6 protein-coding genes and 1 riboswitch are annotated in these 12,834 nt (G+C 47.9%); of the genes, 1 reads left to right on the top strand and 5 read right to left on the bottom strand.

Translation table 11 applies throughout. From position 1 onward, the window contains the following. Window positions 1-4: 4 nt before the first annotated feature. Window positions 5-178, top strand: a riboswitch (Lysine riboswitch). Between the two features lie 95 nt (window positions 179-273). After that, a complete protein-coding gene (locus HMPREF0581_RS07710; RefSeq protein WP_009643317.1) occupies window positions 274-1,929 on the top strand; it encodes a Na+/H+ antiporter NhaC family protein in 1,656 nt (551 codons plus the stop codon). 405 nt (window positions 1,930-2,334) lie between these two features. On the opposite strand, the gene HMPREF0581_RS07705 is transcribed toward HMPREF0581_RS07710, so the two are convergent. The 5 genes from HMPREF0581_RS07705 to HMPREF0581_RS07685 all read right to left on the bottom strand — a co-directional run bounded on the left by HMPREF0581_RS07705 (window position 2,335) and on the right by HMPREF0581_RS07685 (window position 12,416). After that, window positions 2,335-3,678, bottom strand: coding sequence for a penicillin-binding transpeptidase domain-containing protein (locus tag HMPREF0581_RS07705; protein WP_036382051.1), 1,344 nt, complete (start codon window positions 3,676-3,678; stop codon window positions 2,335-2,337). A gap of 27 nt (window positions 3,679-3,705) precedes the next feature. After that, on the bottom strand, window positions 3,706-5,439 hold the full coding sequence (locus tag HMPREF0581_RS07700) for an FtsW/RodA/SpoVE family cell cycle protein (RefSeq protein ID WP_036382049.1): 1,734 nt from the start codon (window positions 5,437-5,439) through the stop codon (window positions 3,706-3,708). Window positions 5,440-5,456: 17 nt separating this feature from the next. Continuing rightward, on the bottom strand, window positions 5,457-7,118 hold the full coding sequence (locus HMPREF0581_RS07695) for a glutamine--tRNA ligase/YqeY domain fusion protein (RefSeq protein ID WP_036382047.1): 1,662 nt from the start codon (window positions 7,116-7,118) through the stop codon (window positions 5,457-5,459). 211 nt (window positions 7,119-7,329) lie between these two features. After that, entirely contained in the window at window positions 7,330-9,801 is a 2,472-nt protein-coding gene (locus tag HMPREF0581_RS08425; protein WP_051426978.1) for an ABC transporter ATP-binding protein/permease, read from the bottom strand. Window positions 9,802-9,803: 2 nt separating this feature from the next. Further along, window positions 9,804-12,416, bottom strand: a complete 2,613-nt coding sequence (locus tag HMPREF0581_RS07685) for an ABC transporter ATP-binding protein/permease (protein WP_036382045.1) — start codon at window positions 12,414-12,416, stop codon at window positions 9,804-9,806. Window positions 12,417-12,834 lie beyond the last annotated feature (418 nt).

Raw genomic sequence — 12,834 nt, 5'->3', positions numbered from 1 at the left:
AGACTGACTCGATAGAGGTCGCGGAGCTCAATAGTATCCTGTAGCTACAGCTTGGGGAAGCTGCTGCTTGAAAAAGGGAAATCCGCCGAAGGTCATATCTACCCCGAGATATTTCCTGGGCCGGTGCATAATATGCGCCGAACTGTCACATCGTAAAATGTGGAGCGCTATCAATGGTATATAGTTGATGCATTTTTGTATTACTAACGTACGAACCATGGATACGTTTCAGACGTTATTCATGGCTATTTTATTTTCACGGAGGTTTTACAAATGATACGCATTAACAGAAACAGAATTTTGTACGTATTCGGACTTGCTGCTCTATTTATCACCGCGATGCCTATTATCGCCATGGCGGCTGACAGTAAACCGGCACTCTACGCTACAGGCTGGGCTGTGCTGCCACCAATCGTCGCTATCGGCTTGGCGCTGATCACCAAGGAAGTATACAGCTCGCTGTTCATCGGAATACTCGCGGGCGGCCTGCTGTATTCGGGCATGGATTTCTCAAAGTTTATGAACCACGTCATGATCGACGGATTTGTAACGTCGCTGTCAACTCCCGGCAACGTGGGAATACTCGTCTTCCTCGTAATCTTGGGAATGCTCGTATCCATGATGAATCTATCCGGCGGCTCGGCTGCGTTTGGCAGCTGGGCTGCTCAGAAAATCAGAACCCGTCGCGGCGCAGAGTACTCTACTGTAGCTCTCGGTCTAATGATTTTCGTTGATGACTATTTCAACTGTCTGACGGTTGGAAGCGTTATGAAGCCGCTCACAGACAAATACAACGTATCGAGAGCTAAGCTCGCTTATCTGATTGACGCGACTGCTGCTCCGGTCTGCATCCTTGCACCTATATCGTCTTGGGCTGCTGCTGTCAGCGGTTTCGTTCAGGGCAAGAACGGTCTATCCGTATTTATCCAGGCTATCCCTTACAACTTCTACGCTCTCCTGACTATCGCTATGATGTTCATGATTATCACGATGAACTTCGACTATGGCAAGATGGCTGTATACGAGAAGAATGCGGCTGAAGAAGGAGATTTATTTACCGTAAAGGATGCTGCGGCTCTCAAAAACGACGACGCTGCCGATACTGTTCATCAGGGCACCGTTATGGATTTGGTATTCCCTGTAATCGTACTAATTATCTCGTGCGTCATCGGAATGCTGTACACCGGCGGCTTCTGGAAGGGTAAGGCATTCGTCGATGCATTTGCCGGCTGTGATGCAGCTACATCGTTAGTGCTCGGAAGCACGGTAGCTCTCGTCATCACTGTAGTTTACTATTTAATCAGAAGAGTGGTTCCATTTGCGGAGCTCATGGAGTGCATACCTGAAGGCTTCAAATCCATGGTATCGCCTATCCTCGTACTCTCGATGGCTTGGACACTCAAGGGTATGACAGACTCGCTCGGACTAGCCAGGTTCGTTGCAAATATGATGGATAAGGTTCCCGGCGGATTCGTCGTTATCATACCTGCGCTGTTCTTCGTAGTATCCTGCGCACTCGGATTCGCATCGGGTACATCGTGGGGAACCTTCGGAATATTGATTCCTATCGCCCTCGCTGTTACATCGAACAGGCCTGACATGATGATTGTTCTCATCTCGGCTTGCATGGCCGGTGGAGTTTGCGGAGATCACTGCTCACCAATCTCAGATACAACTATAATGTCGTCCGCAGGTGCTGCCGTTAGGCACCTCAGCCACGTTGAAACACAGCTGCCTTATGCTGTTACCGTGCTCTGCGTATCCACAGTGTCATACATAATTGCAGGAATCATGGAGTCGCCATGGGTTGCACTCGCTGTTGGACTGGTACTTCTCTACATCGTGCTTCGCTTCTTCAAGAAGAGAGAAGGTTCATATGTTGTGGATGAAGCTAAGGCGATAGAGACGGCTACTTCTCAAACAAATTAGCTCTATTACTTTTAGATATATTTAGATATGGACCGGAAACGAAAAGAGGTGATTCGATTGAAGCACCTCTTTTCGTTATCAAGCTCTGATATGGCTCTAAGTCTCTTCGCTACCACCGTAAAGAAAGCACTCTTATATCGATTGCCGCCATACAGAATGAAGATGGGTGAAGTAAAAGCTTGGATCTTCAGATATGTATTGAGACCGTAACAATTAAGCTACGGTCTCATTTTTTGTATTTTCTTGTAAAGCCACTGGGGGCTATTACTCAATTTATTCTTTTTGAAATCTTTACCCAATTTTGTCCCAGTTGCTCATTCAAACGGGCTATAGCCCTTGAAAATAAGCCATTTTCAGTAAAATATCTTCTATTCAAACTCTATTGTTCTATCCGATTATCTCTTTCTAATTATTCTGTACCAACGCAATCAGAGTTTTGTACGCCACCGGTCCCGCAACCTTGAAGCCCGTGCCGCCATGACGCACCCACGAAACAAACGCATACGGATGCTTTGGATCATCTATAAAGCCCACAAACCAAGCATCCGGATCTCCATCCCCTGTCTCCGCTGTTCCTGACTTGGCATAGATATCCAGTCCTCTGAAGTTACTCTCACCATATGTGACCTTGACGTCGTTCTTCATCATGCTCTTAAGTCTATCTGCAGTCGCTTCGCTGAGGTATTTCCCAAGCGAGTCGCCGCCTGTCACCTTCTTGAGGAAGCTTGATGAGCCGATGAGATATGGATTTACAGCCTTGCCGCCATTTGCAATCGAGCCCATATAGACCATCATTGAAGCCGGGTTGACTAGATCGTCCGCCTGTCCGATTCCCGCCCAGCTGAGTTTTATTGGGTCGTCAGCCGGGAAATTAAACTTGCCCTTTGCCGTCTTGATTCCGCTAATGTTGAGGGAATTCGTAAGCCCGACCTTCTTGACGTATTCCTTCATGTTGCTCGCACCAATCTTGCGAGTAATCTCTCCGAAGGCACCGTTGCACGACTTAGCAAGAGCCATCTCAAAGTCCACATGACCGTGAGCCTGACCGTTGGTGCACCTTATAGGCGAACCGTTTACATAGGTAACTCCACTGCACGTATATTCAAAGCTGTCTATATCATCAACATTGTCTATCGCCGCTGCGGCAGTAATCGTCTTGAAGGTCGAGCCCGGCGTCATGCTTCCGGATATGAATGTGTTGAAATACTCTGACGAATTGGAATTAGGCAGCGTTCCCTTAGGATCTACAGCCGGAGTGCATACCATCGCCATTATCTCTCCGGTCTTGTAGTTGAACACTCCGACCATCCCCTGCCTCTTGCCCAGCGCGTTGTAGGCTGCGAGGTTAGCCTTGGAATCTATCGTCAGCTTAATCTTGCTGCCATCCTTGTTAGTATCGTATGTACCGTTGAGCAAATCGTAGCCGATAAGCTGCGGCTTCCACATATTGATAGCGCCTGTTGCGATGTTGCCCTTTGGATCTCCTACAACATGCACTGTCGCCCTGCGAAGCGACGGGTCAGAGGGATATATGAGTCCATCCTTGGTGCAATTTAAAAGCATAACACCATTGCGATCGTATATCGTCCCTCTGTTAATCTCGCCATTTGTATATATCTGCCTATTGCCATAGAAGCTCGCCCATTCCTGTCCCTTGGTGACGAATCTCCATGTGAATATCAGTATTCCGATAAATAGAGTCGCAGCCAGCAGCAGGCAGATGTTCGCTCTTCGCTCTAATTTGCGCATACGCTACCTCCTTCAGTTAAAACCATGCTACGCCCTCCTCTTGATTGCGAGACTTGCGTCCTTGCGCATATCCGCGGCCTTGAAGTAAGCGAGCATTGCCCACGAGCACATCGCACTCGTGCCTCCCGTCGATATAAACGGGAAGGTGACTCCGGTGAGCGGGAACAAATCAACTGCCCCGAAGATATTCAGCATCGTCTGGAAAATCATCATTGTAGCTGCTCCACACGCTCCGATAGTGTAGAAGGTCGAACGGCCGGCGATGATCGAGTTGACTGCGAACAGCGAAAGCGTGATGATGCAGAGCACCAGCAGGATGGCAATAACAAGCCCCCATTCCTCAGTTACGAATCCAAAGACAAGGTCGGTATTGGACGCGCCCACAGTCTTGAGCGAGCCGTTACCCGCACCGAGTCCGAGCAGACCGCCGCCCGACGCATACGACATGGTTCGAGTTTGCTGAAAGCCCATGCCGTTGACAAAATCCGGTTCCCAGACGTGTCCCCACGCCTTGAAGCGGCTGGCTATATACGGTTTGAATCTGAGAACCATGATGCCCATGATGCCCGCAGCGCCAATCGTCAGTATCAGTCTCGAGAAGTCTCCGCTCCTGAGGAACGAAATTACGAGATATGTGACAAAGAATATGAGAGCCGTACCAAAGTCGCCCATCTTGGCCAGACACGCCAGGCAGAATAGAGAGAACAGCATGAATCCGTATAGGTTTTTCTTGTTGAACAGGTTCTCCATAGTTGCTGCACCGATGCAGATGAATGCAAGCTTGACAATCTCGGACGGCTGAATCGATATGCCGCCGAGCGAAACCCAGTTGGCTGCACCGAACTTAGTGGTTCCAAAGACTATGTTGAACAACAGCAGTCCCACCGAGAGAACTGCCAATACCGGCTTGAGCTTCTCAGTTCTCTTGAGATCACGCATATAGATGCACATAAATATAAAGATAAAAATTCCCACAAGTGTCGCTATATACTGCTTCATCGTCAGAGCAGGATTGGTCGAGGTTGTAACCGCCAGCCCAATCGTCGACATGAAAAAGGCAATCAGCTCCATCTCGAAGCCCTTACTTCCCATAGCTCTAAACAGTATGACATAAATCCACATGGTTAACGAAAGCAGCGGAATTGAAAGAAGCGCCCCCGGAGTCAGAGCCGTACCCATGCCAATAATCAGTTGAATCATCGTTAGAAACTGAAACGCTGTGATTGCAACCATCAGTGGCCATGGCGAGACAGGCTTCTTGTCCATCGAGCGCATAGCGTCATTGTTTTTCTCCTCTTCAACACTAATCGCCGCGAGCGTGCATTTAGCTCCGCCCATGACAATCTCGTCTCCGGGATTTATAATATATTTTTTGCGTGGAATGAGCTGGATTCCGTTGATGATAGTCCCGTTCTTGGAGTTGAGGTCCTTGAACATCCACTTGCCGTCTTTGCGGCGAATTAAAAGCGCCTGCGTATTGGAAATCGTATCCAGCTGAATGCGCAGGTCGACCGATGATGACCGCCCGATAATATTCTCCCAGTGTGTGATAGGCAGTGATACACCGTTATCGACATAGAGATAGCCCCAGACCTCCGGAGTTACCCGCGTCGAAAGCAGGGACATGATGGACTTCATAAGGATGAACACTGCCAAAATTACGAAGATCCACCTTGAACCCGTAGTTATGTATTTTGCAAAAATCGGATTATTCTCAACAAATGCCAGTACGGATGTAAATAAGCTATCTATCGTTACCACCCCATTTACAGTAATTTCTATTTTCTCCAGGAGCTTTTGAGACTCACGATGCTGTTAAACACCTTCTCGTCGTCCGTTGTCAGCTCGCTGTCGACAATGTAGTAGCCCTTGCGGAAGAACTGGAATCTCTCGCCAGCCTTGGCATCAGCTGCTGATGGCTCCGCATAGCCCCATGTCTCAGTGAGCGAATCCGGGTTGAGCTCGAGCTCACCTTTATCATTCTCAATCATCAGCGACCGATACTCGCGAATCTTGATTCTAACTGCCGTCGATGCCTCTACAAAGTGAATCGTGCCCTTGACCTTACGGTTTCCGCCTTCTGTACCGCTCTTGGTATTAGGATCGTATGTGCAATGCAGTTCCTTGATAGAACCGTCCTCATTCTTGATAACCTCATCGCAAGTGATGAAGTAGCCGCCCTTGAGCCTGACTTCGTTACCCGGGAAGAGTCTAAAGTACTTTTTCACAGGTACTTCCATGAAATCTTCTCCGTCAATCCACAGCTCACGACTGAACGGAAGCTCTCGTTCACCGAGCTCCGGAGCATTTCTGTTGTTCTCAACTGCACACATCTCAATCTGATCCTCCGGGTAGTTGGTGATTACCACCTTGATCGGGTTCATTACTACATTGCGTGCTGCGACCTTGAACTGCAGATCGTCACGAACGCATGCCTCGAGCTGAGCAAAATCGACTGTAGAATTGGCCTTTGCCACACCGATGTCGTCACAAAAGCTTCTGATAGCCTCCGGTGTGTATCCACGCCTTCTGATGCCGGCAATTGTAGGCATACGCGGATCATCCCAGCCGGAAACAGTGCCCTCATCAACGAGCTTCTTGAGATATCTCTTGCTCATGAGCGTGTTGGTGATATTAAGTCTGGCAAACTCAATCTGCCTTGGCTGCGGATCCCAGAATCCGACTTCGTCGAGAACCCAGTCATACAGCGGTCTGTGATCCTCGAACTCAAGCGTACATATGGAGTGCGAGATGCCTTCTATAGCATCCTCGATTGGATGTGCGAAGTCATACATAGGATAAATGCACCACTTGTCGCCGGTATTGTGATGAGTAGCGTGAGCAACCCTGTAAATGATCGGATCCCTCATGTTGATGTTAGGAGAGCTCATGTCAATCTTGGCACGCAGCACTGCCTCGCCATCTCCATACTTTCCGTCTCTCATATCCTCGAATAGAGTAAGGTTTTCCTCTACAGTTCTATTTCTATAAGGGCTCTCCTTACCCGGCTCGGTAAGTGTCCCCCTGTACTCTTTGATCTCCTCCGCTGTGAGGTTGCAGACATATGCCTTGCCCTTATTGATCAGTTCAATCGCTGCATCATACATAGTGTCGAAGTAATCGGAAGCCCATCTCTTCTCATCCCACTCGAACCCGAGCCAGTGCACGTCAGCCTCGATTGATTTTACGTACTCGAGATCTTCCTTTACCGGATTGGTATCGTCGTATCTGAGATTGCACTTGCCGCCGTATTTCTTGGCCGTTCCGAAGTTAAGGCAAATGGATTTAGCGTGGCCTATATGCAAATACCCATTGGGCTCCGGCGGAAATCTCGTATACACGTCTTGATACTTTCCCTCCGCCAGGTCTTCATCTATCATGTTGTGAATGAAATTACTTCTCATCGCGGTTTCTTGTGAATTATCTCTATCGCTAGCCATCATTGCCCTCCTCGGCTTAGATTAATACATACTCGCCAAGCTGAGAACACTTGTCCTGTCATCGGAACCTGAAGCGTCCACAACTTGGCGAATGCACTGAATTTTTTAAAATTATACCATAATCAAAGCTCTTTCAAAAGGCACAGCCTCTTCTGAACAGCAGCATTGTATGCGCCGCAGGTGCCGGGTATCAGCACAATGATAAAAGTGCTTAGATGTCTGTCCTTGCCAGTATCGCAGCAGGCGTCTTGCGCATAGTCCTGATAACCGGTATCAACCCCGCTACCAGGTTGAAGATGAGCAACAGCGCGAACGTCAGAAGCGCTACCCAAGGAGCTATCAGAAACTTGGAGCCAAATATCTCGGTGGTATTGCCCAGCACATAATATGCCGCTGCTATGCCCGGTATTGCCGTGATCAACGTTATCACGATAATTTCTCCCATGAACATCCTGTAGACATCCCTCTTCTTAAGGCCTATCGCTCTCATCGTTCCCACCTCCTTGATTCTGGATAGGAAGGATGATCTGAGCATAAGATACATCTCTATCAGAGCTATCAATATCATCAGACCGGCTGCTGTCATCGTCTTGCGGAAATTCTTGGTCTCGGACTTTATGTAATTCTCCCGATCACGATCGTAATTGTTCTGAGCTGAATAGCCTGCATCCTGAAGCTTCATGACTAATGCATCAGGATCATGCGAGTATACGGAGACACTGCGCTGCTTCGAGATATAATTCAGCAGAAGCGTATTGTTAGTCGTGAAGACAGCGTCGTCATCCTGAAAATCTGTCGTATAATATCCGACAACCTTGAGCTTATGACCGTTCACCTTGGTGGCTATTTCCTTGCCGAGAGGCATCTCCTCCTCGTGAGTATCGCGGACTACTGCTTCGTAATCATTTGCAGGCGCATTACCCTTCTTGATCTTGGTTGAAGCCGGCGCATACGCGTAATCGATGATTGGATTTGCAGAATTCTGATTGCCGCCGTCACCGTCCGAGCTATCGTTACCATCCGGGTCTGCCGGCAGACTCTCCGGGCCTTCCAGAGTAGAACCGTTTGCGCTGTACATAAGCACGTCCTGGCAAAGCTTGTCGGCGAAGAAGGCAGATGGCGAGTTGACATTGGAAATACCTGTGATCGTAAATTCTCCCAGATTCTTGACCTTGAGCTTGCGCCCGATGAAATCTTTTTCCTTGATAATTCCAACCTGCTGCACCGTCCTGGACTTAAAGAGCTTACGAGTCAGCATCCTATCTATGACCACGCCTCGCTCGTCTGCAGGCAGCTTGCCACTGACCAGCTCGGATTGCTTGAGCGTGCCGACCGGCGTGACTGAAGCGTTGAATTTCAGCTCATAATCAGAGCTTTGCAGATACTCGGTATAGGGCATCACAAGCTTCGCCTGCGTATCACCGGAGAAAGCCGCATATGCACCCGATACACCCCGCAGTTTCCCGAGCAGAGCCGGATCCTTCTTGGTATTGTTGACGGTCACGTAATTGCTGTCAGTGGTCAGGAAGTCCTGCTCCTTGATGTTGAGCACCCCGAACATGTTGCTGATTGAAACAAACGTGAATATTGATGCAAACACAAATCCGATGAGCAGCAGCTTCTTGAGCTTGTTGAAGCGAGCTATAGTACGAAATCCGTTCGCAAACATCCTGAATGGTGTGTAGAGCGAGGTGTACCTTGCCTCGTAGCCTGCCGGGAGGTATTTATCGTACTCAAAGCTATTCTTCTCATAAATGCTCGAATCCATCGCTGAATAGTGCTCATCTATAAGCTCAATGTTACCGTTCTCGTCGACTACGTTGTATCTGCCGCCTGTGTCGATATATAGATTGCCTGCTCTAAGCACTATCTTGATATCTGCTTCGGACAAGCCGTCGCTGTACACATCCAACTGCACATCCTGATTGGTATAAGCGTCGTGCTTAGGCATGTCCTTGAGGTATATCCTGTTTTCAAGCTGATAATCCAGGAAATTTTCGGTATCGTTGTTGCGATCACCTGTTATCCTGCCATCCCTCATGTCTATGATTCGTGATGAGTAGAATTCGGCGATCTTCTTCTCGTGTGTTACGAGCAGAACCAGTCTGTCCTTGGAGATTGTCTTGATGATGTTCATGACCTCAATGGTGTTGGCACTATCGAGGTTGCCGGTTGGCTCATCGGCTATGATGATACGCGGATTCTTGACAATGGCACGCGCGATGGCGACACGCTGCCTTTGTCCTCCTGAGAGCGCATCTGTCGTCTTGTTCCTAAACTGATAGATTCCAACCGACTTAAGACAATAGTTGACACGCTCCTTGATGACCTGTTTATCCTTGATTCCGATCATGCGGAGTGCTATCGCAACGTTCTCGAATACTGTCATCCTGTCGAGCAGGTTGAAGTTCTGAAATATATACCCAATCTTGGCATTGCGGAGCGCATCTACCTTTGCCGGTCTCATCTTGGATATGTTGGCATCATCTATAAATATCTGTCCCGAATTCACCTTGTCGAGACCACCGATTGCATTTAGGAGTGTAGTCTTACCGCAGCCCGAAGGTCCCAGCAGCGCTACTACGCCGTTTTCAGGCAGCTCCAGAGAGGTATCGTTGATTACGTGTATTTCGTTGGCTTTTCGCTTGTTGAAATACTTATTTACATGCTGCAATTTAATCATTTCTATTCCTCCTCCCTGTATACATTCATGGCTGATCTGCCGAATATCTTGCGTGAATACCTGTTAGCGATGAGTAGTGACATCAGCAGCAACGCCGCAGTCAGGATGATATAGTCCTTGAAATCGAGGAACATCATCGCAGACTTGAGCACCTTGATATTTACTAAGCCGGCCTTCATCAGTAATATGCCTGTGAAGTCGATTGCCAATGCTATCACCATCATTATGAGGAGCTCAATTCTGAGTATGGCGCTGGTATTCTTACGTGTACCGCCGAGGATTCTGAGAGTTGCATAGTACGAGTTCCTCGATCTCATGATGAGACGAATTATCATGTACGCTATAAAGAACAGCACCACGAGAGCAACTGCAGTAAATATTATTGCCATTGTCCTGCTTAAGAACATCTGCGGTGTCGGATTCTTCTTGTCCACCATTTTCTTCATGGCAAATTGCTTATACAACCCCGTCTTGTTAATCGCAGTCACCAGCTCGTCAATGTTGAGATCGTTGTCTGCAAAGACACTAACCTGATAGGTACCCTTATTGAACAGCTCTGCTGAATCCTCAGGATTGATATATACCTTAGCTGTCTTGTTCTCATAGTCATCCTTGGATATGCCGAGCAGCTTGGTAGCGTTACTCTTCGTCACGCTCTTTGTCGTCTTGAGTGACACTGATGAAGAGAAATAAATGTTTGAAATTGAGATTCCCAGCGGTTGATTCTGCCACTTTTCATCCTTATAGTTCTTGTTCTGATCTTCAAAGATGTATGCTTCACCCTTGGGAACATTTGCATTCGGTTCGACGAATGCCCCTGCATTGGTCTGCTTAACCTTCTGACCGTTATAATCGATAACTGCCTTGGACTTGTTGCTCAACGAGTTGATAACGACTTTCCTTGCGAACGCGTCGGAACAATAGTACTTAACGGTTCCTGACATCGGGTTAATCCTCGAGCCTTCCCCGTCGCTGTAAATAATGATGCCTGTAATTCTAACCTTGCCTGCCGGCAGTGTTGCACCGGTTGCATCGTCTCCGAAATCAAACTCCTTGCCGATAATCGCATCCTTGTTGGCTACGATATCCTGATACGACTGAGTCGTCTTATCTGTCACAAGCACGATGTCGTTATCTGCCTTCGGTAATGTGCCATAGGTGAGATCAGATTGCTTAATCTTGTGATCCGGGTGCAGCGACCCTGCTGCATAGAAATCCGCATTGATCGAGAATATCGAATCAACCACAGGATCTTCCTTAACTATACTCTTTACATGCTTCATGCGAGACAGTCTGACATAATCCTCATCTGTAAATGCAGAATTATCCGCCTTCTTGACGATTATTCGCTCTGGGCTCGTATTCGTGAAGAACTGATTGTTGAGGCCGCTAATCTCCATGTTGTGAAGCGAGCTCTTGTTAGATGCGTACAGACTCAGCACCGATGTCGCTACAAATACATAGATAAAAAACAGCAATATAAACTTGGCCGGCAGGTTGAAGGTGTTTCTCGCACCTAGCCTAAGCTCGTTGCCAACACCCATATCGTCTCGACAAGTCACTGTCGCCGCAGTTCTCTTCCTTCTCTCTGTGCGTTTGTCCGCATGCTCGCTCTTGCCATTGTCTGCACGCTTGCTTATGTCAAAAATAGGCTTCGCCGGCTCCCTCCCGGCATTTCTCGCCACCCTGCTCATGCGAGCCGGAGCAGCCGCTGCTTGCCCTTCCTCGGCTTCTTCATGTGCAATCCTGTCAGCAACGTCCGCATACTCCGCTGTTATCGAAGCAGTTGCCGTGTCTCCAGCAGCTGTTCCTGCTTCTGCCTCTGATGGAGACTCGTTCACTGTTCTGTCGCTGTCCGCTAGCTGTTCATCTTCTTCGTCGAACACAATTCCCGGCAACACAAGCTCGGACTCGTCAATACTCTGATGCGCCCTTATCTCCTTGTCTTCCATAATCTTGCCGTCGTGCACAGTTATCTTGCGTGTCACAAACGGCTCTGCCTGCTCGTAGTTGTGAGTAACTATGACAACCAGCTTATCCTTGGAGATCCGGTGCAGAGTCTCCATTACCTTGGCTGCCGAAACTGAGTCGAGATTGCCGGTCGGCTCGTCGGCTACGATTATAGGAGCATCCTTGGCCAGCGCTCTCGCAATCGCCACCCTCTGCTTCTGACCACCGGAAAGCCTCGAAGCTTTAGTCCTCCTATATTCTCCGAGATCTACGAGGTCGATAAGCTCATTGACACGATCACGGCATTCACTCCGCTTCATGCCGCACATAAGCATCGACAGCTCGATATTCTGGTACACAGTGTAGCTGTTTACCAGGTTGAAGTCCTGGAAAATATTGCCAATATAAGTTTTTCTATATCGTTCATAATCTACAGTCTTGAAGGCACTGGTATCCTGCCCTCCGACAAACATCTCACCTTCCTCATAGGTATCGAGGCCGGAAATGACGTTGAGCAAGGTGGATTTGCCGCTGCCGCTCTCACCGGTGATGGCGACAAACTCTCCCATGTCCAAGTTGAGGCTTACTTTGGAAAGCCCCGTACTGACAGTATCCCTGTTGGTGTAATATTTGGATACTCGATTCAGCTCAATCATGTGTGACATATGTTCCTCCCGTGTTCATTACTAGTTGCGAACACTATTTCGTATGAATTGATTGTAAAGGGGAAGTGAATTGTTTTCAATATAAGACAATATTTATTAATATGCTCATAATAGATTATTAATAATTAGACGGGATTCTTAATTCATATGGCACGAAATACGGACATATTGAGAGCCGGACATTTGCAGGTAGATAAATAGGACATTATCCCTACGGTATCACACCGGGCTTTATCAAGTTCATTTGAGCTTTGCTTGGGTTGTTCCGGTCTTGCCCTATACGTCTCTCTAATCTGTCACCTATTTGATCTGCCTTAATCTATATTAAACGATTAAAATTAAGCGATTAAATGTCGATTTAATTGACCAACCTCGCCGTTAGGTTTATAATGTAAAAGCTGAATTCAATATCTGCGCA

This window comes from Mogibacterium timidum ATCC 33093, assembly GCF_000525775.1.
Classification (GTDB): domain Bacteria; phylum Bacillota; class Clostridia; order Peptostreptococcales; family Anaerovoracaceae; genus Mogibacterium; species Mogibacterium timidum.
Note: the sequence above shows the minus strand (reverse complement) of the source record. Positions and strands in the feature narration are given on the sequence as shown.